Source organism: Pseudomonas sp. FGI182 (genome assembly GCF_000511325.1).
In the GTDB taxonomy this organism is placed as follows: Bacteria; Pseudomonadota; Gammaproteobacteria; order Pseudomonadales; family Pseudomonadaceae; genus Aquipseudomonas; species Aquipseudomonas putida_Z.
In genome coordinates this window covers 1,001,914-1,024,467 of sequence record NZ_CP007012.1, presented here as the reverse complement: position 1 = coordinate 1,024,467, position 22,554 = coordinate 1,001,914, and the positions used below count along the sequence as shown (strand labels likewise).

The window sequence follows — 22,554 nt, the reverse complement described above, 5'->3', positions numbered from 1 at the left end:
CCACGATGCCCGCCCGTGAAATCACCATCATCAACAAGCTGGGTCTGCATGCCCGGGCGGCAGCCAAGTTCGTCGGCGTTGCCGGCCGCTTCCCCTGCCAGGTCAGGGTTGGCCGTGCGCCGGACAAGCTGGTGGATGGCAAGAGCATCATGGCGGTGATGATGCTGGCGGCCGGCAAAGGCACCCAGGTGCATCTGCATACCGAAGGCGAGCAGGACGTTGATGCCATGGATGCGCTGGTCGAGCTGATCAACAACTTCTTCGACGAAGGCGAGTAAAAGCTGCACAGTCCGTGTAGGAGCGGCCTTGTGTCGCGATAGGGCCGCAAAGCGGCCCCAGCAATTTCTGCAGTGTTGCCGAGATCCTGGGGCCGCTGCGCGCCCCCATCGCGACACAAGGCCGCTCCTACAAGGGCCGAGTGAACCTGATGATGAGTCAGGACATCGCCGTATCCATCACCATCATCAGGCAGAAGCCGATGCACAGCCCCAGGCTGGCCAGGCGGTGATGGCCGTTGCTGCGCGATTCGGGGATGATTTCCTGGGTGACCACCAGCAGCATCGCCCCCGCCGCGCAGGCCAGGCCCAGCGGCAGCAGCAGTTCGGCAATGTTCACCAGCCAGGCACAAATCACCGCAGCCAGCGGCTCGACCAGCCCTGAAGCTGCGCCGATCAGGAACGCCTTGAAGCGCGGCATGCCCGCCCCGGCCAGCACCAGTGCAATCACCAGCCCCTCGGGCACATCCTGCAAGGCAATGCCCATGGCCAGGCTATCGGCGTCGGCCATGCCGCCACCAGCCGATACGCCAATGGCCATGCCCTCGGGGATGTTGTGGGCAATGATGGCGATCACGAACAGCCAGATACGTGCAGCAATCACCGGCTGGCGTTCCGTGCCGACCAGCGCTTCCGGCGAGGCGCCGGAAACCCTCAGGTCGACCAGGAACAGGCACAGGGCACCGAACATCACCCCAAAGCTGATCAGGCCACCCGCCCCCCAAGGGCTGAAACCGATGGCCTGGGCTGCGCCCAACCCCGGAATGATCAGGGAGAACGCGGTGGCCGCCAGCATCACCCCGGCACCGAAGCCCAGCAACGTGTCGGCCAATGCCACTGGCATGTTGCGAATGACCAGCACCGGTACCGCGCCCAGCGCCGTACCCAGTGCGCACAATGCTCCGCCCTCCAGGGCCCGCAGCATGCGCGGCTCCAGGTCCAGCCAGGCGAGGCCGCGCGCAACCAGCAGCGCGGTGCCGGCCAGCATCAGCAAGCTCCCGAGCGCCAGGCGGAACAGGCGCACACTGCTGACAGACATCACCTCGGAGCGCATGCCGGTGCGGCTCACTTCAGGGCTTCGAGGTAACGGTGTTGTACCTGCGCCCAGTCAATGACGTTGTAGAAAGCACCGATGTATTCCGGACGACGGTTCTGGTACTTCAGGTAGTAGGCATGCTCCCACACGTCCAGGCCGAGGATTGGCGTGTTGCCGTGCATCAGCGGGCTGTCCTGGTTGCCGCTGCTTTCCACTACCAGGGTTTTCTGCGGGGTCACGCTGAGCCAGGCCCAGCCACTGCCGAAGCGGGTCAGCGCAGCCTTGGTGAAGGCCTCCTTGAAGGCATCGAAGCCGCCCAGTTGGGCGTCGATGGCCTGCGCCAGAGCGCCCTGCGGCTCTCCCCCGCCCTGCGGTGACATCACGGTCCAGAACAGGCTGTGGTTGGCGTGGCCGCCGCCATGGTTGGTCACCGCACCACGCAGGTTTTCCGGCAGTTGCCCGACCGCGCCGAGCAGTTTTTCCACCGGCCACCCAGCCCACTCGGTGCCTTCGATGGCGGCGTTGAGGCCATTGACGTAGGTCTGGTGGTGCTTGGTGTGGTGGATTTCCATGGTCTGCGCGTCGATGTGCGGTTCCAGCGCAGCGTAGGCGTAAGGCAGTGCAGGCAAGGTATGGGGCATATCAGTGCATTCCGTAGGCATGGGTTGGGCGATGACCAATGCGGCCACCGCTGGCGCTTGGGCCGTGACTCAGTGTCAGATACCACCGGCGGTGAGCTTCTCCGGGTCCAGCAGCGCTTCCAGCTGGTCACGCGACAGGTCGGTGTGCTCCAGCGCCACGTCGATGATCGGACGGCCCTGCTTGTAGGCGGTCTTGGCGATTTCAGCGGCCTTGAGGTAGCCGATGATCGGGTTCAGCGCCGTGACCAGAATCGGGTTGCGTGCCAGGGCTTCCTTGAGCTTGCTTTCGTTGACCTTGAAGCTGGCGATGGCCTTGTCGGCCAGCAGGCGGCTGACGTTGGCCATCAGCTCGATGCTCTCCAGCAGGTTGCGGGCGATCACCGGCAGCATCACGTTCAGTTCGAAGTTGCCGGACTGACCGGCGATGGCGATGGTGGCGTCATTGCCGATCACCTGGGCGGCGACCATGGCGGTGGCCTCCGGAATCACCGGGTTGACCTTGCCCGGCATGATCGAAGAGCCCGGCTGCAGGCCTTGCAGCTCGATTTCGCCCAGCCCGGCCAGCGGGCCAGAGTTCATCCAGCGCAGGTCGTTGGCGATCTTCATCAGCGCCACGGCGGCAGTCTTGAGCTGGCCGGACAGGGCCACCGCGGTGTCCTGCGAGCCGATCAGGGCGAACAGGTTCTGCCCGGGGGTGAACTCGACCTGGGTCAGGCCGCTGAGCTGGCTGGCGAAACCGGCAGCGAACTGTGGGTGAGCGTTGATGCCGGTGCCCACGGCGGTGCCACCCTGGGCCAGCGCCTGCAGGCTCGGCAGGGTCGCTTCGATGTGTGCCTTGGCGCCATTGATCTGCGCCGCCCAGCCATCCAGCACCTGGCTCATGCGCACTGGCATGGCGTCCATCAGGTGGGTGCGGCCGGTCTTCACGTGCTGATGCACCTGTGCCGACTTGGCCTCGATCACCTGTACCAGGTGCGCCAGGGCTGGCAGCAGTTGCTCGTGCAGGGCCAGGGCGGCGCTGACGTGAATGGTGGTCGGGATGATGTCGTTGCTGCTCTGGCCGCAGTTGACGTGGTCGTTGGCGTTGACGGCCTCACCCAGCACGCGGCTGGCCAGAGTCGCGATCACCTCGTTGGCGTTCATGTTCGAGCTGGTGCCGGAGCCGGTCTGGAACACATCCACCGGGAAATGCTGGATGAAGTCACCCGCCAGCAGTTGCTCGACTGCCGTTACGATGGCCTGGCCCTGCGCGGTCGACAGCTGTTCCAGTTCGACGTTGGCCTTGGCCGCGGCAGCCTTGGCCAGCAGCAGCGCACGAATGAACTGGGCCGGCATGCGCTGGCCGCTGATCGGGAAGTTGTCGACCGCGCGCTGGGTCTGGGCACCGTACAGGGCCTGGGCCGGCACCTGCAGTTCGCCCATGCTGTCACGCTCGATACGGGTATCACTCATCATCAAATCCTTGCATCAGTTCATCGGGAGAAATCGACGGCAGCAAGCGGCAATTGGCCAACTGCAGGGCGTAGGGCTGCCAGCGCTGGTTCTGTGCCTCGCGGTCGAGGTTGCGCAGGTCCAGCAGCGGGCGCCAGGCCTGGTCCAGGCACAGGCAGCGCCAATGCCAGGGCAGCATGCGGTCGCAGGCGGTATCCAGCAGCAGGCGGAAGGAGGTCAGCGCCACCGTCCATGGCGAGGTCTCGGTGCAGCACACCAGGTAACGGCCTTCAGCCAGGTAATGCTCGATCAAGCGCGGCTCGTCGGGCTCGAGCGCACAGCGGATGCGTCGGCTGAGCCAGCGCCAGTTTTCCAGGTAGGGCAGTTCGCGGAGGACGGGTTTCATGAACATCATCGCCGGGTTACTGGATAATGATATTCATTATTAAGTGATAACCAGAATCACTTCAAGAGAAAGGTGATGAAACAAAAAACCCGGCGTGGGGCCGGGTCTTCGGTTTCATTGAAAATTCTCTATAGCCTGCACCGGCCTCTTCGCGGGCTTGCCCGCTCCCACAGGGATCGCACAGGTTTCAAGCTTGTGCAGTATCTGTGGGAGCGGGCAAGCCCGCGAAGAGGCCGGTACAGGCTGTGGATCAGCTACCCGCCACAGTCATCCGCTCGATCAGCACCGAGCCGGTGTGAATGTTGCTGCGGGTCTCAAGATCGCTGCCAATCGCGACAATCTGCTGGAACATGTCTTTCATGTTCCCGGCAATGGTCACTTCCTGCACCGCGTGCTGAATCTCGCCATTCTCGACCCAGAACCCTGCCGCGCCACGGGAATAATCCCCCGTCACCATGTTCAGGCCATGCCCCATCAACTCGGTCACCAGCAGCCCGCGGCCCATGCGCCGGATCAGCGCCGCCTGGTCTTCGACACCATGGCTGACGAACAGGTTGTGCACGCCGCCGGCATTGGCCGTGCTTGGCAAACCCAGCTTGCGCCCGGAATAGGTACCCAGCAGGTACGACACCAGCTCACCCTTGTCGACGAACGGCTTGGCATAGGTAGCCAGGCCATCGCCGTCGAATGCGGCACTGCCCAGTGCCCGCGGAATGTGCGGGCGCTCGTCGAGGGTCAGCCAGGTAGGGAACAGGCGCTGGCCGATGGTCCCCTCCAGGAACGACGACTTGCGATACAGGTTGCCGCCGGAGATGGCCGACAGGAAGCTGCCGAACAGGCCACCGGCCAGCTCGGCCGAGAACAGCACCGGCACCTCGCAGGTCGGCACCGGTCGCGCACCCAGGCGGCTGGCAGCACGCTGGGCAGCGCGCACGCCGATGCTACGCGGGTCTGCCAGCAGGTTGCCCTGGCGGTTCACGTCGTACCAGTAGTCACGCTGCATCTGGCCGTCGCCTTCGGCGATCATCACGCAGCTCAGGCTGTGCCGGGTCGAGGCGTAGCCACCGATGAAACCATGGCTGTTGCCATACACGCGGCAGCCCTGGTGGGTATTGAGGGTGGTGCCGTCGGCGTTGAGGATACGCGGGTCGGCGTCGAACGCCGCCGCCTCGCAGGCCAGGGCCATCTCGATGGCCTTCTCCGGCTCGAGGTTCCAGTCGTGGTACAGGTCCAGGTCCGGGATCTCGCGGGCCATCAACGCTGCGTCGGCCAGGCCGGAACATTCGTCTTCGGAGGTATGCTTGGCAATCGCCAAGGCCGCGGCGACGGTTTCGCGGATCGCTTCCGGGCCACTGGCCGAGGTGCTGGCCGAGCCTTTGCGCTGGCCCACATAGAGGGTGATGCCAAAGCCCTGGTCGCGGTTGAACTCGACCGTTTCGACCTCTCGCTGGCGTACCGTGGTGGACAGGCCCTGCTCCAGCGACACCGCCACTTCGCAGGCACTGGCCCCCTGGCGGCGCGCTTCGGCGATGATCGCCTCGACCTGCTCCTGCAATGCTGGCAGGTCCTTCGGACCTACGCTCTGGACTGCACTCATGGTTCTCTCCACTCAAATTCTGCGTTCGGCGAGGGTCATTCTACGACCGGGCCGGACAAGCGGCCCCCGACTGGTTATCATGGCGGCGATTTCTAGCGGACTGCCACCATGGTTGATTCAAACGACGACGCCTTCGACGGCGAAAAAAGCAAAACCCAGATCAAGCGCGAGCTGCATGCGCTGGTCGAACTCGGCGAGCGCCTTACCACGCTCAAGGCCGATACCCTGGCTCGCCTGCCGTTGACCGACGAGCTGCGCAAGGCCCTGGCCGAAGCCAGCAAGCACACCGCTCACGGTGCCCGCAAACGCCACATGTCGTTTGTCGGCAAGCTGATGCGCGTGCAGGACCTGGATGCCATCCACGCCTTGCTCGAACAGATGGACAGCTCGACCCGCCAGTACAACGAGCGCTTCCACGGCCTGGAGCGCTGGCGCGACCGGTTGATCGACGGTAACGACGAAGACCTCGAGCGCTTCGTCAGCGAATACCCCGACACCGATCGCCAGCAACTGCGCTCGCTGGTGCGCCATGCCCAGCACGAGAAGGCGCGGAACAAACCGCCTGCCGCCGCGCGCAAGGTGTTCAAGTACATCCGCGACCTCGACGAGCTGCAGCGCGGCTTGCGCTGACAGGTTGGGCCCCTGTGGGAGCGGGCAAGTCGAGGCGTCGAACCGCCGCGAACACCGGCGAAGCCGGTGCCATGCACCGCGTCGCCTGCTTCGCGGGCACGCCCGCTCCCACAACGGTCCCTGAAGCCATCACGCGCCGGTACCGCCCACGGTAATCGCATCCAGCTTCAAGGTCGGCTGCCCGACCCCCACCGGCACCGACTGCCCGTCCTTGCCGCAAGTCCCTACCCCGCTGTCCAGCGCCAGGTCGTTACCGACCATCGACACCCGGCTCATCGCCTCCGGGCCATTGCCGATCAGGGTCGCCCCCTTCACCGGCGCGGTAATCTTGCCGTCTTCGATCAGGTAGGCCTCACTGGTCGAGAACACGAACTTGCCGCTGGTGATGTCCACCTGGCCACCGCCGAGATTGGCGCAGTAGATGCCCTTCTTCACCGAAGCGATGATTTCCTGCGGGTCGCTTTCGCCGGCACGCATGTAGGTGTTGGTCATGCGCGGCATCGGCAGGTGCGCGTAGGATTCGCGGCGGCCGTTGCCGGTCACCGCCATGCCCATCAGGCGCGCGTTCAGCTTGTCCTGCATGTAGCCTTTGAGCACACCGTTCTCGATCAGCGTGGTGCACTCGGTCGGGGTGCCTTCGTCATCCACGCTCAGCGAACCACGGCGGCCTTCGAGGGTGCCGTCGTCGACGATGGTGCACAGGCTCGATGCCACTTTCTCGCCAATGCGGCCGCTGAACGCCGAACTGCCCTTGCGGTTGAAGTCACCTTCCAGGCCATGGCCGACAGCCTCGTGCAGCAGCACGCCCGACCAGCCCGAACCCAGCACCACCGGCAGGGTACCAGCCGGTGCCGGGATCGCCTCCAGGTTCACCAGGGCCTGGCGCAGCGCTTCGCGGGCATAGCCCATGACCCGCTCTTCGGTGAAGAAGCGGTAGTCGGTACGCCCGCCACCGCCCTGTCCGCCACGCTCGCGGCGGCCATTCTGCTCGACGATTACGCTGACGTTGAAGCGCACCAGCGGGCGCACGTCGGCGGCCAGGCTGCCATCGGCCGCAGCGATCAGGATGCGTTCCCAGACCCCGGCCATGCTTACACTGACCTGCTGGATACGCGGGTCCAGGGCACGGGTGGCGGCGTCGACACGCTTGAGCAGGTCGACCTTTTCAGCACGGCTGAGCACATCCAGCGGGTTGTCCGCCGGATAAAGGGCAGTCACGTCCTGGCTGCGGAAGGCCTGCACCTTACCGTTCTGCCCGGCACGGGAGATCGAACGGGCGGCACGGGCGGCCGAGGTCAGCGCTTCGAGGTTGATTGCGTTGCTGTAGGCAAAGCCGGTCTTTTCACCGGACTGGGCACGCACGCCCACGCCCTGGTCGAGGTTGAAACTGCCCTCTTTGACGATGCCGTCTTCCAGCGCCCAGGTTTCCGAGATCTGGCCCTGGAAATACAGGTCGGCGGCATCGATGCCGGGGCCGGCCAACTCACCCAGCACGCTCTGCAGGCTGTCCAGGGTCAAGCCGCCTGGGGCCAGGAGCTGCTCGCTGACGGTGGATAACATCTGGCTCATAGTCACTCCGAGGTGTGCGCAGGCCGCAACGCGCCCTGCGAGAAAAAGCGCCGGTGCGATACCACCGGCATGCGCGCCCGGATGGACGCTTGTTCGTCAATGTCGCGCTCGGCGAGCAGTACCGCTTCACCTTGCGCCTGTTCCGCGACGATGCGCCCCCAGGGGTCGACGATCGCCGCATGGCCATGGGTTTCCCGTGGCCCCGGGTGAGTGCCGCCCTGTGCCGCAGCCAGCAGGTAGCACTGGGTCTCGATGGCCCGGGCGCGCACCAGCACTTCCCAGTGCGCCGCGCCCGTTACCGCAGTGAAGGCGGCCGGCGCAGTGATCAGTTCCGCACCAGCGGCGCGCAGTGCGCTGTACAGTTCGGGGAAGCGCAGGTCGTAGCACACGCTCAGCCCCAGCCGCCCCACCGGCGTATCAGCCACCACTACCTGGGCGCCGTGGGCATAGTCGTCAGACTCGCGGTAACGGCCACGGTTGTCGGCAACGTCCACATCGAACAGGTGCAGCTTGTCATAGCGTGCCGCCACCTCACCGTGTTCGTCGATCAGCAGCGAGCAGGCATGCGCCTTGGCTTCGGGCTGGCCGACCGGCGGCAATGGCAAGGTACCGGCGACAATCCATAACTTGAGGTCGCGGGCGGTACGTTTCAACCATGGCAGGATCGGCCCTTCGCCCAACGCTTCGGCGCGGCCGATGGCAGCGGCGTCCTTGCGGCCCATGGCGGCGAAGTTTTCCGGCAGCACGGCCAGTTGTGCACCGCCAAAGGCGGCCTGCTCCAGCAGGGCACCTGCGCGCTGCAGGTTGGCCAGCACATCGTCCTGGCTGACCATCTGGATTACAGCTGCCTTCATGGGCACTCCTAGCGGGATTTCTCGAAAGGTTTCACAAATGTGATTCTAGGCTCTTTCACCGGACCTTCGACACGGTAGTGCACGCTGGCGAAGCGCGACACGCGGTCGCCGATCAGCCGGTCGACCAGGAACAGCGCCCCGCCCACGGCCGGCGCGCCGACAATCAGGGCCGCCAGCGGCAGGTTGTTGGTCACTGGCAGGCTCACCTGCAGGTTGGCATCGACCCGGTCGCGTACCAGGTCCAGGGTACCGTCCAGCTCGAAGTTGCTCGACGGGCCAGTCACGGCGATTGGCTCGCGGGTCACATAGACTCCGTTACTGGCCACCAGCAAGCCTTTGACCCGGTCGTAGGCCAGGCCCTTGTCGAACAGGTCGGAGAAGTCCAGGCGCAAGCGCCGGCCGATGGAGTTGAAGTTCAACAGGCCGAACACCCGCAGCGCCTGGGCACTGCCTTCGACCTCGACGAACTGGCCAGTGCGCAGCGCTGCGTCCATGCTGCCAGAGAAGCGCTTGAGGCTCACCGAGGCCGGCGAACCCGGCCATCGGCCATCCACATCCAGGCGGAAGTCGCGGCTGGTCACGGTCGGGGCAAAGCCCCAGGCCTTGAGCACATCCGCCAGGTTCTTGCCGTCCAGGCGCCCTTTGTACCAACTGCTGGTGCTGCCCGGTTCGCCTTCCCAGCCGCCGCCACCATCGATACGCAGGCCTTTGAAGTCGAGGTCGATGTCGCTGGCGATCACGCCACGCGCGGTCGGCCGCAGCTTGAGCGACGCACTGCCGAACAGGTCGTCACCGCGATAGAGCTTGTCGATGCTCAGGTCCAGCGCCGGCACCTTGCGCGGGTCGAACGAGGCCAGCGGGTCCGGGCCCTCCTCGGCCTGTGCCTCGGCCTGCTTTTCAGCAGCGCTGGCGGCGGGCAGGCGCAAGGTCTGCATGCGCACGACCATGGGCGCGCCCTTGGCATCCGGCACCCGGGCGTTGCCAATGATTTCTTTGCTGTCGAGGCGCAAATCCCAGGCGGGGCCACCACGGGCCAGGCGCACCACGGCCTGGTTCAGGTCCAGGCCAAAGGCTTTCAGCTGGCCGATGCTCAGGTCGACGCCTTGCAGGTTCTGCCGCGCGCTACCACCCGGGTCGTTACCGGCCAGGCGCGCCGCCTGTTCCTGCCAAGGCCCCAGGTCCAGCGCCTCCAGGTGCCCGCGCACTCGCAGACCCTGGCCGGAAGGTACCTGGGCGTCACCGGCGCCCAGCAGCAACTCGCCACGGCCCTGCCCCAGCTTCTCGGCCGGCGCGGCGTAGGCAAAGCGGGCAAGGTCGGTGTAGGCGACATCGAAGCGCCGCTCCGGCCCCTGCAGGGTCATGCTGAAACGGGTGTCACGGGTATCGGACGCTGCCTTGCCGAACGGGGCTGGCAGGTCGATGGCCAGGCCCTTGAGGCTGGAATTGATGCTCAGGCGGTTGTCCCGGCTACCCAGGCTGACCTGCAACTGGTACGGCAGGTCGCCGGAAGCCGGCAAGGCCTGGTTGAACTGCAGCCAGTCGGTCAGTGCCTTGAGCGACACCTGGCCGCTGGCGTTGACGCGTGTCTGCATCTGCCCGGGCTGGCCTTCGGCGGTGATTTGCGCCGTTACCGGCTTGCCGAAGGCCTGCAGGCTGATGCCCTTGCCGCTCAGGCCCTTGTCCAAATCAAAACTGAAGTCACCCTTCAGGCGGCTCAACTCCAGGCTCGGCGGCGCTACCTTCAACCGTGCGTCGTCGGTGGCAAAGTCCACCTGCACTTTCGGCCGCTGCCCGTGGGCCAGCGGAATGTCGAGCTTGACCTTGCCCTTGAGCGGCCCTTCGCCCTCCCAGCCAGCGAAGATCTCGCCAGTGCCGATTGGCGCTTCCTTGAGGATCTTCAGGCCATCGCCCAGGCTGCCGTCGAAGTCGCCATCGAGGTACAGGTGGCTTTGCTGGCCCTGGTCGACATGCGGGATATCGACGCTCACATCACTGACCTTGGTGTCGAGCAGCACACCACGCTGGGCCTTGATGCGCACACCGCTGTCCTCGATGAACACATCGCCATCCACATGCTGAACCTGCGGCCAGCCCGGCTGGAAGTCCAGGGCCGCATCACGCACCTTGAAGAACAGGCTGATGCTGCGGGCTTCCGGCGCGACGCCATGGTTCAGCGAGCCCTGGTACTGGAAGTAGCCTTCGTCCACCGTGCCTTTGACGATCGCACTGCGCAGCCATTCGTCAAGGGCTGGGCTGAGCACCTCGGGCAGGTACTTGGCGGTGTAGCGGCCATCGCCTTCGGTCAGGCCGACACGCAGGTCCATGTAGTCCTCGCGGCCCTCTTCGAACAACAGGCGAATGAGGAAGTCACCGGCGATCTTGCCCTCCTCGCCGAGCACCTTGAGGTAAGGCGCGACCAGGGTGAAACCTTCCTTGTCCAAGGCCCAGGTCAGGCGCGCATTGGCCTTCTGGTAATGCCAGGGTTTGGCGAAGATCGGGTACAGATGCAGCATGAACGCATCGGTATCAAGGCGCAGTTCGCCATGGCCAAGGTCACCGCTGATGCTGCCGCTGACGTTACCGGCTGCCGGGGCATTGTGATAGGCATCGAAGCCGACCTTCTCCAGGTTGGCTTCGAACTGCAGGCGCTGGTCACCCTCGGCCTTGGGCCGGGCCTCCAGGCGCACATTGCGCAGCGCGCCGGTCACCTTCAGGCCATCGACCACGGCCATGACCTTGTCCGGCAGCGGCGCCAGGGCATCGATCAGCGGGGTCAACGGCGTGAGGTCAAGGCGGTCGGCCTGCACTTGCCAGCTTTCCGCGGCAGCGTCCTCGCCTGGACGCTGCTGCAATTGCAGGTGCGACTCCCAACGGGTCTTGCCGACATCCATGGCCAGGGAGTCGACCACCACATCGAAGCCTTGCTCCCGGCGCTGGAACCAGGCGCCCAGGGCCAGGTTGTTCAGCTTGGCCGCCTTGCGCCCGGCATAGGCGCCCTGCAGCTCCGGTGCATTGAGGCGTACGACGGCCTGCTGCAACTGCCCCTCGCGCCAGTCGACCCAGAACTCGCCGCCCGCCCGCAAGGCGTCGGCATGCCACTGGCCCAGCAAGCGTGGCGGCAGCCAACGCGCCCAATCACTCTGTGGCAGGCTCAGGTAGGCTTCGACCCGGCCGTCGCGCCAGGCGTTGGCCGAGGCACGACTGCGCAGGTTCAGCGACAGGGGCTGGCCATCGGGCAGGGTCGCGCGCAAGTCCAGGGCATGGCGCGAAGCTCCGGCCTGCAGGCCGACGCTCACATAAGTCAGGGTCAACGGGTCGCGCTGCCAGGGGTGCAGGGTGACCTGGCTGTCGAACACATCGATGCGGCCCAACTGGCGCAGGCGCTGCAACAACTCGGCAGGGTCGAGCGGCGCATCGTCCTTCTTCGGCAGGCCTTCGAGGCTCCAGGCGCCCTGCTCGTTCTCGCGCAGGATCAGTTGCAGGCCGCCCAACTGAATGCGTGCCAGGCGTACCTCGCGGGCGGTGAGGCTGGCCCAGACATCGGGCACCACCTTGACGTCGTCCAGGCGCAGGGCCGTGGCCCCCTCGCCCAGTTGCAGGTCGCGCACCCGCAGCACCGGTGCCAGGCCGCTCCAGCGGCCTTCCAGGGCACCGACGTGCACGGGCAGGCCCAAAGCCTGTTCAGCCTTGCTTTCCACATCGGCGCGGTACTCGGCCACCAACGGCACCAGTTCGCGGCCGAGGCTGACATACAGCGCCACCAGTACCGCCAGCAGGGCGCAAACGCCCAGCCCCCAGCGGGTCAAGGCGACAAGAACGCGGGTCAGACGTCCCATGGCCATGGCCCTCCAGGTCGTTTATCCATGATGGCCCGTCGTCCCGGTTTTGCCAGCCCGGGCCACCCGCGGCGCGTTTCAGAAGGCCTCAGAGCAGCACCACATCGTATTGTTCCTGCGAATACATCGACTCCACCTGGAAACGAATGGTTCGGCCGATGAAGGCCTCCAGTTCCGCGACGTTACCGGACTCTTCATCCAGCAACCGGTCGACCACCTTCTGGTTGGCCAGCACGCGGTAGCCTTCGGCCTGGTAGGCACGGGCCTCGCGCAGGATCTCGCGGAAGATTTCGTAACAGATGGTCTCGGGAGTTTTCAGCTTGCCACGGCCCTGACAGGCCAGGCAGGGCTCGCACAGCACCTGTTCCAGGCTTTCCCGTGTGCGCTTGCGGGTCATCTGCACCAGGCCCAGCTCGGTGATGCCGATGATATTGGTCTTGGCGTGATCGCGCTCCAGCTGCTTTTCCAGGGTGCGCAGCACCTGGCGCTGGTGCTCCTCATCTTCCATGTCGATGAAGTCGATGATGATGATGCCGCCGATATTGCGCAGGCGCAGTTGCCGGGCGATGGCTGTGGCGGCCTCGAGGTTGGTCTTGAAGATGGTCTCTTCTAGGTTGCGATGACCGACGAAGGCGCCGGTGTTCACATCGATGGTGGTCATCGCTTCAGCGGGGTCGACCACCAGATAGCCGCCGGACTTCAGCGGTACCTTGCGCTCCAGTGCGCGCTGGATCTCGTCCTCGACGCCGTACAGGTCGAAAATCGGCCGTTCGCCCGGGTAGTGCTCGAGGCGGTCGGCGATTTCCGGCATCAGCTCGCCAACGAACTGCGTGGTCTTCTGGAAGGTTTCCCGCGAGTCGATGCGGATCTTCTCGATCTTCGGGTTGACCAGGTCGCGCAAGGTACGCAGGGCCAGGCCCAGGTCCTCGTAGATGACCGTGGGCGCGCCGCAGGTCTTGATCTGGGTGCCGATCTGCTCCCACAGGCGGCGCAGGTAGCGAATGTCCTGCAGGATCTCTTCAGCGCGTGCGCCTTCGGCGGCGGTACGCAGGATGAAGCCACCGGCGTCCTTGATGTTCTCGCTTTCCATGCAGTCGCTGACCACCTGCTTGAGGCGCTCGCGCTCGGCTTCGTCTTCGATCTTCAGGGAAATGCCGACATGGCTGCTGCGCGGCATGTACACCAGGTAGCGCGACGGGATCGACAGCTGGGTGGTCAGGCGCGCGCCCTTGGTGCCGATCGGGTCCTTGGTTACCTGCACCACCAGGGCCTGGCCCTCGTGCACCAGGGCGGTGATGTTCTCTACCGCCGAGCCTTCGCGCTGGGATATTTCCGAGGCATGGATGAATGCCGCGCGCTCCAGGCCGATGTCGACGAAGGCCGCCTGCATGCCCGGCAGCACACGCACCACCTTGCCTTTGTAGATATTGCCGACGATGCCCCGGCGCTGGGTGCGCTCGACATGCACTTCCTGCAGCACCCCGTTTTCCACCACCGCCACGCGCGACTCCATCGGGGTGATGTTGATCAGGATCTCTTCACTCATGGCAGGCTCTCGTCAAAGGTCTTGGATAATGATGGATGGCGTATGCAGTGCTGGCTACCGCGGGTTTGTTACCTCTGGCGTATGCGCGGGCGATTGCCAGCAGGCAATGCCGAATTGGCCAAGCATTTCGGCCGTTTCACTGAGGGGCAAGCCGACCACCGCCGAGTAGCTGCCGGAAAGGCCGGTGACGAACACCGCGCCCAAGCCCTGGATGGCATAGCCGCCGGCCTTGTCCGCGGGCTCGCCGCTGGCCCAGTAGCGTTGCGCTTCCTCGGCACTGATCGCACGGAAGCGCACCTTGCTGGTGACGCACAGGCTGTGCACGCGCCGGCCATCGCTCAGGGCGACCGCGGTCAAAACCTGGTGCTCGCGGCCCGAAAGGTCGGCCAGCATGGCCAGGGCATCTTCGCGGTTTTCCGGTTTGCCGAGAATACGACCATCGAGCACCACGGCAGTGTCTGCGCCCAGCACCACAGCCCGATTTTCCAAGGCCGCGGTGTGGCTATTCGCGGGCGCGCCCGCTCCCACAGGGACGGCACTGCCCTCCAGGCCATCATCGGACCTGTGGGAGCGGGCATGCCCGCGAATGGCCTGCACTGGATGTTCCAGGCTGGCCAGGCCAGCGGCAGCCTTGGCCCGGGCCAGGCGCTCGACGTAGGCCGGGGCGCTTTCATCAGGCAATGGGGTTTCATCGATGGGGGCACTGACGACGCTGAACGGCACACCGATCTGGGCCAGCAGTTCACGACGACGGGGCGAGCCGGAGGCCAGGTATAGCGGGTTCATGCAGACATCTCCCTGTCAGTCGCGGCGGCGCCGTCAATTGATATGCAAACGTCGGCGCAGGTCGCGCAGGGCGAAGCTGATCCACGGCCAGAGCAAGGCACTGATCACCGCCGACCAGACCAACGCCAGGGTGGGCAGGCGGTTGCCGGTCAGCGCGCTGAGCCACAGCTGGATCAGCTGGGCAATGCCGAAGATCACCAGGATCACCAGGCTCTGCTGCCACATGGGGAACATGCGCAGGCGCTGCTGCAACGACAGCACCAGGAAGGTGATGAGGGTAAGGATCAGCGCGTTCTGCCCCAGCAGGGTGCCGTACAGCACGTCCTCGGCCAGGCCCAGCACGAACGCGGTGGTCATGCCGACCTTGTTCGGTACGGCGAGGGTCCAGAACGACACCAGCAAGGCCAGCCACATGGGCCGGAACACTTCCATGAACTGCGGCATGGGCGAGACGCTGAGCAGCAGGCCGATGGCGAAAGTCAGCCAGATGACCCAGCCGTTGTTGCGGCGTGATGCAGCCATCATTGCCTCCGGGTGTGAGCGGGTGCGGCAGGCGCGGCAGCCGGCGTGGCAGGTGCGGCCGCCGGAGCTGCAGGCTGCGCAGCCGGGGCTGTCGGGGCTGCTGGTGTGGCCGCTGGTGTGGCCGGCGTGGCAGGGGCGCTGCCAGCTGGTGCGCCCTGCTCACCCGTCGTGGCCGGCAGGCCTGCGGCCGAGGAGCCCTTGCGGTCAGCCTCTTCCTGGGCAATGGCGGCATCGGTGGCGCGCTGTTCCGGGCTGCGCCGGTCGCTGAACACCAGCAGCATGTAGCGGCTACGGTTGAGCGCGGCGGTGGGGATGGCACGAACGATGGCGAACGGCTGGCCGGAATCGTGGATCACTTCGTTGACCGTGGCCACCGGGTAGCCGGCCGGGAACCGTTGCCCCATGCCGGAACTGACCAGCAGGTCGCCTTCCTTGATGTCGGCGGTATCGGCCACATGGCGCAGCTCCAGGCGCTCCGGGTTGCCGGTGCCGCTGGCGATGGCGCGCAGGCCGTTGCGGTTGACCTGCACCGGGATGCTATGGGTGGTATCGGTCAGCAACAGTACCCGCGAGGTGTAGGGCATCAGCTCGACCACCTGGCCCATCAGGCCACGGGCATCGAGCACCGGCTGGCCAAGGAACACGCCATCACGCTCGCCCTTGTTGATCAGGATGCGGTGGGTGAACGGGTTGGGGTCGACACCGATCAGCTCGGCCACTTCGACCTTTTCGTTGACCAGCGCCGAGGAGTTGAGCAGTTCGCGCAGGCGCACGTTCTGCTCGGTCAGGGCCGCCAGCTTCTGCAGGCGCCCCTGCAGCAGCAGGGCTTCGGTCTTGAGCTTCTCGTTTTCGGCGATCAGTTCGGTGCGGCTGCCGAACTGGCCGGCCACACCTTGCCACGCACGCTGCGGCAGGTCGGTGATCCAGTACGACTCCATGAGTACCAGGCCCATCTGGCTGCGCACTGGTTTGAGCACGTCGAAGCGCGCGTCGACAACCATCAACGCGACCGACATCACCACCAGGACGAGCAGGCGAACGCCCAGCGAAGGGCCCTTGGAGAAAAGCGGTTTAATGGGCCGTTCCTCGTGGACGACTCAGGAGGTCATTGGACATGGGACAACGCACCAGCCTGGTTGCGGGTTGACGGATACGGCGCCCCGAACGGGCGCCAGCCCAGCACATACAGGTAGCACTGTGCGTACTACCTGTAAACCGGGGCTCGTGAACAGCGAGCGGAATCACTCGCTGGAGAGCAGGTCCATCGCGTGCTTGTCCATCATCTCCAGGGCGCGACCACCGCCACGGGCGACACAGGTCAGCGGGTCTTCGGCGACGATCACCGGCAGGCCGGTTTCCTGGGCCAGCAGCTTGTCCAGGTCACGCAGCAGGGCGCCACCACCGGTCAGCACCAGGCCACGCTCGGCGATGTCCGAGGCCAGCTCGGGCGGCGATTGCTCCAGGGCACTCTTGACCGCCTGGACGATGGTCGCCAGGGACTCCTGCAGCGCTTCGAGCACTTCGTTGGAGTTCAGGGTGAAGGCACGCGGTACGCCCTCGGCCAGGTTGCGGCCGCGCACATCGACTTCGCGTACTTCGCCGCCCGGGTAGGCGGTACCGATTTCCTGCTTGATGCGCTCGGCGGTGGACTCGCCGATCAGGCTGCCGTAGTTGCGGCGCACGTAGGTGACGATGGCTTCATCGAAGCGGTCGCCGCCAACGCGGACGGACTCGGCATAGACCACGCCGTTCAGGGAGATCAGTGCGATTTCAGTGGTACCACCACCGATATCGACGACCATCGAACCGCGGGCTTCTTCGACCGGCAGGCCGGCACCGATGGCGGCGGCCATCGGCTCTTCGATCAGGAACACTTCACGGGCACCGGCACCCAGCGCCGATTCGCGAATGGCGCGGCGCTCTACCTGGGTCGACTTGCACGGCACGCAGATCAGCACGCGCGGGCTCGGCTGCAGGAAGCTGTTCTCGTGAACCTTGTTGATAAAATATTGCAACATTTTTTCGCAAACGCTGAAGTCGGCGATGACGCCGTCCTTCATCGGACGAATGGCAGCAATGTTGCCAGGCGTACGGCCCAGCATGCGCTTGGCTTCGGTACCGACGGCGACGACGCTTTTCTGGTTGCCATGGGTACGGATGGCAACAACCGAGGGCTCATTCAGGACGATACCGCGCTCACGCACGTAAATAAGGGTGTTGGCAGTACCCAGGTCGATGGACAGATCGCTGGAAAACATGCCACGCAGTTTCTTGAACATGGGAAAGTGACCCTGGGGAAAGCGTGGGTAAAAAAGTGCGGCAAACTCTAACAATGGCAGGGATTTTGGGCAAGGAGCCAATATGTTAAATTGGCTGTTTTTCCGAGCACGCCAGCAGAATTTCGCGGCCGTTAGACCGCCAGAAAGCTGACATGTTCCTCACTGCGGACCCAAATTCCGGTCTTTGTTTCCCCTGGAGATCCCCATGGCGCTTGAACGCTGCGACGTGGAAAAGATCGCCCATCTGGCCCGTCTGGGCCTGAATGATGGCGAACTGCCACGCATTACTGACGCACTGAACAGCATTCTCGGGCTGGTCGACCAGATGCAAGCGGTCGACACTACCGGCATCGAGCCACTGGCCCACCCCCTGGAGGCCAGCCAGCGCCTGCGTCCCGACCAGGTCACCGAAAGCAACCAGCGCGACGCCTACCAGGCCATCGCGCCGTCGACCGAAAGCGGTCTGTACCTGGTTCCCAAAGTCATCGAGTAAGGGATAGAGCCTGCCATGCATCAATTGACCCTGGCCGAGATCGCCCGCGGACTCGCCGACAAGTCGTTTTCCTCCGAAGAGCTGACCGGCGCCCTGCTGGCGCGCATCAAGCAGCTCGACCCGCAGATCAACAGCTTCATCAGCGTCACCGAAGACCTGGCCCTGGGCCAGGCGCGTGCCGCCGACGCCCGTCGCGCCGCCGGCGAAACCGGCGCGCTGCTGGGTGCCCCGATCGCCCACAAGGACCTGTTCTGCACCAACGGCGTACGCACCAGCTGCGGCTCGAAGATGCTCGACAACTTCAAGGCGCCGTATGACGCCACCGTGGTTGCCAAGCTGGCCGAAGCCGGCATGGTCACCCTGGGCAAGACCAACATGGACGAATTCGCCATGGGTTCGGCCAACGAATCCAGCCACTACGGCGCGGTGAAGAACCCATGGAACCTCGAGCACGTCCCGGGCGGCTCGTCGGGCGGTTCGGCCGCGGCAGTTGCTGCGCGCCTGCTGCCAGCCACCACCGGCACCGACACCGGCGGCTCGATCCGCCAACCGGCGGCACTGACCAACCTCACCGGCCTCAAGCCGACCTACGGCCGCGTGTCGCGCTGGGGCATGATTGCCTACGCCTCCAGCCTCGACCAGGGTGGCCCGCTGGCCCGTACCGCCGAAGACTGCGCCCTGCTGCTGCAAGGCATGGCCGGTTTCGACGCCAAGGACTCCACCAGCATCGAAGAGCCGGTGCCGGACTACAGCGCCAACCTGAATGCTTCGCTGCAGGGCCTGCGCATCGGCCTGCCGAAGGAGTACTTCGGTGCCGGCCTCGACCCACGCATCGCCGACCTGGTCCAGGCCAGCGTCAAGGAGCTGGAAAAGCTCGGCGCGGTGGTCAAGGAAATCAGCCTGCCGAACATGCAGCACGCCATCCCGGCCTACTACGTGATCGCCCCCGCTGAAGCCTCGTCCAACCTGTCGCGTTTCGACGGCGTGCGCTTCGGCTACCGCTGCGAAAACCCGAAAGACCTCACCGACCTGTACAAGCGTTCGCGTGGCGAAGGCTTCGGTGTCGAAGTGCAGCGCCGCATCATGGTCGGCACCTACGCCCTGTCGGCCGGCTACTACGACGCCTACTACGTGAAGGCGCAGCAGATCCGCCGCCTGATCAAGAACGACTTCATGGCCGCCTTCAACGACGTCGACCTGATCCTCGGCCCGACCACGCCAAACCCGGCCTGGAAGCTCGGCGCCAAGAGCAGCGACCCGGTCGCCGCCTACCTGGAAGACGTCTACACCATCACCGCCAACCTGGCGGGCCTGCCGGGCCTGTCGATGCCGGCCGGCTTCGCCGATGGCCTGCCGGTCGGCGTGCAGCTGCTGGCGCCATACTTCCAGGAAGGCCGCCTGCTCAACGTCGCGCACCGCTACCAGCAAGTGACCGACTGGCACACCCGCGCCCCCAACGGCTTCTGAGGAATTCACACATGCAATGGGAAGTTGTGATCGGGCTGGAAATCCACACTCAGCTCGCCACCCAGTCGAAGATCTTCTCCGGCAGCGCCACCACCTTCGGTTCCGAGCCGAACACCCAGGCCAGCCTGGTTGACCTGGGCATGCCTGGCGTACTGCCGGTGCTGAACCAGGAAGCCGTGCGCATGGCGTGCATGTTCGGCCTGGCCATCGATGCCGAGATCGGCAAGCGCAACGTGTTCGCGCGCAAGAACTACTTCTATCCGGACCTGCCCAAGGGCTACCAGATCAGCCAGATGGACCTGCCGATCGTCGGCAAGGGCCACCTGGACATCGCCCTGGAAGACGGCACCATCAAGCGCATCGGGGTAACCCGCGCGCACCTGGAAGAAGACGCCGGCAAGAGCCTGCACGAAGACTTCAGCGGCTCCACCGGCATCGACCTGAACCGTGCCGGCACCCCGCTGCTGGAAATCGTCTCCGAGCCTGACATGCGCAGCGCCAAGGAAGCCGTGGCCTACGTCAAGGCGATCCACGCGCTGGTGCGTTACCTGGGCATCTGCGACGGCAACATGGCCGAAGGCTCGCTGCGTTGCGACTGCAACGTGTCGATCCGCCCGAAAGGCCAGGCCGAGTTCGGCACCCGCTGCGAGATCAAGAACGTCAACTCGTTCCGCTTCATCGAGCGCGCGATCAACAGCGAGATCCAGCGCCAGATCGACCTGATCGAGGACGGCGGCAAGGTGGTACAGGAAACCCGCCTGTACGACCCGAACAAGGACGAGACCCGCTCCATGCGCAGCAAGGAGGAAGCCAACGACTACCGTTACTTCCCCGACCCGGACCTGCTGCCGGTGGTGATCGAGGACAGCTTCCTCGAAACCGTCCGCGCCGGCTTGCCGGAACTGCCGACGCAGAAGGTCGAGCGCTTCCAGAACCAGTACGGCCTGTCGGCCTACGACGCCAACGTGCTGGCTTCCAGCCGCGAACAGGCGGACTACTTCGAGGAAGTGGTGAAGATCGGTGGCGATGCCAAGCTGGCAGCCAACTGGGTCATGGTCGAGCTGGGCAGCCTGCTGAACAAGCTGGGCATCGAGATCGACCAGGCGCCGGTCAGCGCCGCACAGCTGGGCGGCATGCTGCTGCGTATCCGCGACAACACCATCAGCGGCAAGATCGCCAAGACCGTGTTCGAGGCCATGGCCGCCGGCGAAGGCGATGCTGACAGCATCATCGAAAGCAAAGGCCTGAAGCAGGTCACCGATACCGGTGCGATCGACAAGATGCTCGACGAAGTGCTGGCGGCCAACGCCGAGCAGGTCGAACAGTACCGCGCAGCCGACGAGGCCAAGCGTGGCAAGATGTTCGGCTTCTTCGTCGGCCAGGCGATGAAAGCCTCCAAAGGCAAGGCCAACCCGGGGCAAGTGAACCAATTGCTCAAGGCCAAGCTCGAAGGGTGATTGTTTTACCCCTGTAGTCCTGCGAGGGCTTCGCCCTCGTTCGCGGCTAAAGCCGCTCCCACAGGTACAGCGCCGCTCGCCAGTGCAGCGCCGTACCTGTGGGAGCGGCTTTAGCCGCGAATGGCCGCACCGGAGCATTCGAATTGCTAAAGCGATCCCTGAGCACCCTCGCCCTCTTCTCCCTGCTGGCCGGCTGCGCCAGCCAGGACATCGACGTCGACCCCGACGGTTACGACAAGACCGGCACCGCTTCCTATTACGGCGCGCGCCACCACGGCAAACGCACCGCCAGCGGCGAGCCGTTCAACCAGCATGGCCTCACCGCCGCCCACCGCAGCCTGCCCTTCGGCACCCGGGTACGGGTGACCAACCTGGCCAACCAGCGCAGCGTCGTGGTGCGCATCAACGACCGCGGCCCACATACCCGTGGCCGCCTGATCGATCTTTCACGTGCCGCCGCAGAAAAAATCGGCATGATCCGTAGCGGAACCGCGCGCGTGCGAGTACAAGGGCTTAGCGACTGACGCGACAGGAGTCCGACCATTTTCGACCTGGCTACCCTTCCCACCTCCAGCCTCCTGCAACTGGGCATCGCCCTGCTGTTGCTGGTCGGCGGTGCCGAACTGCTGGTACGCGCAGCCCTGCGCCTGGCCCAGCGCCTGCACGTACGCCCGCTGATCATCGGCCTGAGCCTGGTGGCCTTCGGCAGCACTGCCCCGCAAATGACCGTGAGCCTGCAGGCCGCCTACCAAGGCGCACCGGATGTGGCGGTGGGCAGCGTGATCGGCAGCAACATCTTCAACGTACTGGTCATTCTCGGCCTGGCCGCACTGATCATCCCGCTGCGCGTTTCGCGGCAACTGGTGCGCCTGGACATCCCACTGATGATCATCGCCAGCGGCCTGGTCTACGCGTTATCCGCCAACGGCCACCTGGGCCGGGTCGAAGGGGTGTTGTTGCTGACCGGGCTGGTCGGCTACCTGGCTATGCTTTGGCACCAGTCGCGCCACTACGCCCGCACCTACCCCGCTCCGGCCACCGTCACCAGCAGCACCGGGCGCTTCTGGTCGGGCACGCTGCTGCAGGTGCTGGCCGGCCTGGGCCTGCTGAGCCTGGCGGGTCACTTGTTGCTGGAAGCCGCCGTGGAGGTGGCCACCGACCTGGGGCTGTCCGAGCGTATCATCGGTCTGACCGTCGTTGCCATCTGCACTTCCCTGCCGGAACTGGCCGCTGCGCTGATCGCCGCCCTGCGCGGTGAACGGGAAATCGCCGTGGGCACGGTGATAGGCAGCAACCTGTTCAACCTGCTGGCGGTGCTGGGCCTGACCGCACTGGTCACTCCCGAGCCGCTGTCGATCTCGCCCAACGCCTTGGCCTTCGACCTGCCAGTAATGCTGGGTGTTGCTGCGCTGAGCCTGCCGGTGTTCTATTCCGGTTACCGCATCACCCGCGCCGAAGGCCTGGTGTTCCTCTGCCTGTACCTGGCCTATGGGCTGCACGTGGCGGCGTTCACCATGGGCATGCCACTGGCCGGCCGCCTGGAGCGGTTGATGCTGTTCTACGTACTGCCGGTGCTGGCCATGGTGTTGCTGTACACCACCGCACGAGCCTGGCGGCGGCAGCATTAAGGAGATGTGGGGCTGCTCATGCCTTTAGCTTTGCATCGCCTGTGAGATCGAGCGCCGCCCGCGCGGCGCTTCGCGGGGCAAGCCCGCTCCCACATTTGTTG

General features: G+C 65.2%; 20 protein-coding genes. 7 read left to right on the top strand and 13 right to left on the bottom strand.

Annotated features, from left to right (window positions below; all coding sequences use genetic code 11):
- Positions 1-5: 5 nt before the first annotated feature.
- The gene (locus tag C163_RS04615; RefSeq protein WP_023660775.1) at positions 6-278 is read left to right on the top strand and encodes an HPr family phosphocarrier protein; all 273 of its coding nucleotides are present in this window, start codon (positions 6-8) and stop codon (positions 276-278) included.
- A 157-nt stretch (positions 279-435) separates the two neighbouring features.
- On the opposite strand, the gene C163_RS04610 is transcribed toward C163_RS04615, so the two are convergent.
- The 5 genes from C163_RS04610 to pmbA all read right to left on the bottom strand — a co-directional run bounded on the left by C163_RS04610 (position 436) and on the right by pmbA (position 5,386).
- A complete protein-coding gene (locus tag C163_RS04610; protein WP_025337822.1) occupies positions 436-1,329 on the bottom strand; it encodes a ZIP family metal transporter in 894 nt (297 codons plus the stop codon).
- Positions 1,330-1,340: 11 nt separating this feature from the next.
- Complete coding sequence (locus C163_RS04605; RefSeq protein ID WP_025337821.1) at positions 1,341-1,952, bottom strand: superoxide dismutase; 612 nt, start codon at positions 1,950-1,952, stop codon at positions 1,341-1,343.
- Positions 1,953-2,027: 75 nt separating this feature from the next.
- Positions 2,028-3,404 carry a lyase family protein gene (locus C163_RS04600; RefSeq protein ID WP_025337820.1) on the bottom strand — a complete coding sequence of 459 codons (1,377 nt, stop codon included), beginning with the start codon at positions 3,402-3,404 and terminating at the stop codon, positions 2,028-2,030.
- Positions 3,397-3,798: a hypothetical protein gene (locus C163_RS04595; protein ID WP_025337819.1), complete on the bottom strand. Its 402-nt coding sequence runs from the start codon at positions 3,796-3,798 to the stop codon at positions 3,397-3,399. Before C163_RS04595 ends, C163_RS04600 begins: the two co-directional genes overlap by 8 nt.
- A 241-nt stretch (positions 3,799-4,039) precedes the next feature.
- Positions 4,040-5,386, bottom strand: a complete 1,347-nt coding sequence (gene pmbA, locus C163_RS04590; protein ID WP_025337818.1) for a metalloprotease PmbA — start codon at positions 5,384-5,386, stop codon at positions 4,040-4,042.
- 108 nt (positions 5,387-5,494) lie between these two features.
- Here pmbA and yjgA point away from each other — a divergent pair, with 108 nt between their 5' ends.
- Positions 5,495-6,016: a ribosome biogenesis factor YjgA gene (yjgA, locus tag C163_RS04585; RefSeq protein WP_025337817.1), complete on the top strand. Its 522-nt coding sequence runs from the start codon at positions 5,495-5,497 to the stop codon at positions 6,014-6,016.
- A 129-nt stretch (positions 6,017-6,145) separates the two neighbouring features.
- Here the strand turns inward: yjgA and tldD are convergent, their stop codons facing one another.
- From tldD to mreB, 8 genes are all read right to left on the bottom strand, one after another.
- On the bottom strand, positions 6,146-7,585 hold the full coding sequence (tldD, locus tag C163_RS04580; protein ID WP_025337816.1) for a metalloprotease TldD: 1,440 nt from the start codon (positions 7,583-7,585) through the stop codon (positions 6,146-6,148).
- A gap of 2 nt (positions 7,586-7,587) precedes the next feature.
- Positions 7,588-8,439, bottom strand: coding sequence for a carbon-nitrogen hydrolase family protein (locus tag C163_RS04575; RefSeq protein WP_025337815.1), 852 nt, complete (start codon positions 8,437-8,439; stop codon positions 7,588-7,590).
- Between the two features lie 8 nt (positions 8,440-8,447).
- Positions 8,448-12,281: a YhdP family protein gene (locus C163_RS04570; protein ID WP_038407934.1), complete on the bottom strand. Its 3,834-nt coding sequence runs from the start codon at positions 12,279-12,281 to the stop codon at positions 8,448-8,450.
- 82 nt (positions 12,282-12,363) lie between these two features.
- A complete protein-coding gene (rng, locus tag C163_RS04565; RefSeq protein WP_013971067.1) occupies positions 12,364-13,821 on the bottom strand; it encodes a ribonuclease G in 1,458 nt (485 codons plus the stop codon).
- Between the two features lie 54 nt (positions 13,822-13,875).
- Positions 13,876-14,607, bottom strand: a complete 732-nt coding sequence (locus C163_RS04560; protein ID WP_025337813.1) for a nucleoside triphosphate pyrophosphatase — start codon at positions 14,605-14,607, stop codon at positions 13,876-13,878.
- Positions 14,608-14,640: 33 nt separating this feature from the next.
- Positions 14,641-15,129 carry a rod shape-determining protein MreD gene (mreD, locus tag C163_RS04555; RefSeq protein WP_015269051.1) on the bottom strand — a complete coding sequence of 163 codons (489 nt, stop codon included), beginning with the start codon at positions 15,127-15,129 and terminating at the stop codon, positions 14,641-14,643.
- On the bottom strand, positions 15,129-16,145 hold the full coding sequence (mreC, locus tag C163_RS04550; protein WP_025337812.1) for a rod shape-determining protein MreC: 1,017 nt from the start codon (positions 16,143-16,145) through the stop codon (positions 15,129-15,131). The genes mreD and mreC overlap by 1 nt, the downstream gene beginning before the upstream one ends.
- A 225-nt stretch (positions 16,146-16,370) precedes the next feature.
- Positions 16,371-17,408, bottom strand: coding sequence for a rod shape-determining protein MreB (gene mreB / locus C163_RS04545; RefSeq protein WP_003255163.1), 1,038 nt, complete (start codon positions 17,406-17,408; stop codon positions 16,371-16,373).
- A 205-nt stretch (positions 17,409-17,613) separates the two neighbouring features.
- Between mreB and gatC the strand changes: the two genes are divergently transcribed.
- The 5 genes from gatC to C163_RS04520 all read left to right on the top strand — a co-directional run bounded on the left by gatC (position 17,614) and on the right by C163_RS04520 (position 22,453).
- Complete coding sequence (gatC, locus tag C163_RS04540) at positions 17,614-17,901, top strand: Asp-tRNA(Asn)/Glu-tRNA(Gln) amidotransferase subunit GatC (RefSeq protein WP_003255165.1); 288 nt, start codon at positions 17,614-17,616, stop codon at positions 17,899-17,901.
- Positions 17,902-17,916: 15 nt separating this feature from the next.
- Positions 17,917-19,368 carry an Asp-tRNA(Asn)/Glu-tRNA(Gln) amidotransferase subunit GatA gene (gene gatA, locus C163_RS04535; protein WP_025337811.1) on the top strand — a complete coding sequence of 484 codons (1,452 nt, stop codon included), beginning with the start codon at positions 17,917-17,919 and terminating at the stop codon, positions 19,366-19,368.
- Between the two features lie 11 nt (positions 19,369-19,379).
- A complete protein-coding gene (gene gatB / locus C163_RS04530; protein WP_013971062.1) occupies positions 19,380-20,825 on the top strand; it encodes an Asp-tRNA(Asn)/Glu-tRNA(Gln) amidotransferase subunit GatB in 1,446 nt (481 codons plus the stop codon).
- A 143-nt stretch (positions 20,826-20,968) separates the two neighbouring features.
- Positions 20,969-21,349 (top strand): septal ring lytic transglycosylase RlpA family protein, encoded by a 381-nt coding sequence (locus C163_RS04525; RefSeq protein ID WP_025337810.1) that lies wholly within the window; start codon positions 20,969-20,971, stop codon positions 21,347-21,349.
- A gap of 60 nt (positions 21,350-21,409) precedes the next feature.
- Complete coding sequence (locus C163_RS04520; protein ID WP_025337809.1) at positions 21,410-22,453, top strand: calcium/sodium antiporter; 1,044 nt, start codon at positions 21,410-21,412, stop codon at positions 22,451-22,453.
- Positions 22,454-22,554 lie beyond the last annotated feature (101 nt).

Coding starts and splice junctions, on each gene's coding strand:
- rng (WP_013971067.1), bottom strand. CDS start 13,821: ATGAGTGAAGAGATCCTGATCAACATCACCCCGATGGAGTCGCGCGTG.
- yjgA (WP_025337817.1), top strand. CDS start 5,495: ATGGTTGATTCAAACGACGACGCCTTCGACGGCGAAAAAAGCAAAACC.
- mreD (WP_015269051.1), bottom strand. CDS start 15,129: ATGGCTGCATCACGCCGCAACAACGGCTGGGTCATCTGGCTGACTTTC.
- mreB (WP_003255163.1), bottom strand. CDS start 17,408: ATGTTCAAGAAACTGCGTGGCATGTTTTCCAGCGATCTGTCCATCGAC.
- C163_RS04560 (WP_025337813.1), bottom strand. CDS start 14,607: ATGAACCCGCTATACCTGGCCTCCGGCTCGCCCCGTCGTCGTGAACTG.
- pmbA (WP_025337818.1), bottom strand. CDS start 5,386: ATGAGTGCAGTCCAGAGCGTAGGTCCGAAGGACCTGCCAGCATTGCAG.
- mreC (WP_025337812.1), bottom strand. CDS start 16,145: ATGTCGGTCGCGTTGATGGTTGTCGACGCGCGCTTCGACGTGCTCAAA.
- C163_RS04570 (WP_038407934.1), bottom strand. CDS start 12,281: ATGGCCATGGGACGTCTGACCCGCGTTCTTGTCGCCTTGACCCGCTGG.
- C163_RS04605 (WP_025337821.1), bottom strand. CDS start 1,952: ATGCCCCATACCTTGCCTGCACTGCCTTACGCCTACGCTGCGCTGGAA.
- C163_RS04595 (WP_025337819.1), bottom strand. CDS start 3,798: ATGATGTTCATGAAACCCGTCCTCCGCGAACTGCCCTACCTGGAAAAC.
- C163_RS04610 (WP_025337822.1), bottom strand. CDS start 1,329: ATGCGCTCCGAGGTGATGTCTGTCAGCAGTGTGCGCCTGTTCCGCCTG.
- C163_RS04600 (WP_025337820.1), bottom strand. CDS start 3,404: ATGAGTGATACCCGTATCGAGCGTGACAGCATGGGCGAACTGCAGGTG.
- gatB (WP_013971062.1), top strand. CDS start 19,380: ATGCAATGGGAAGTTGTGATCGGGCTGGAAATCCACACTCAGCTCGCC.
- gatC (WP_003255165.1), top strand. CDS start 17,614: ATGGCGCTTGAACGCTGCGACGTGGAAAAGATCGCCCATCTGGCCCGT.
- C163_RS04615 (WP_023660775.1), top strand. CDS start 6: ATGCCCGCCCGTGAAATCACCATCATCAACAAGCTGGGTCTGCATGCC.
- tldD (WP_025337816.1), bottom strand. CDS start 7,585: ATGAGCCAGATGTTATCCACCGTCAGCGAGCAGCTCCTGGCCCCAGGC.
- C163_RS04575 (WP_025337815.1), bottom strand. CDS start 8,439: ATGAAGGCAGCTGTAATCCAGATGGTCAGCCAGGACGATGTGCTGGCC.
- gatA (WP_025337811.1), top strand. CDS start 17,917: ATGCATCAATTGACCCTGGCCGAGATCGCCCGCGGACTCGCCGACAAG.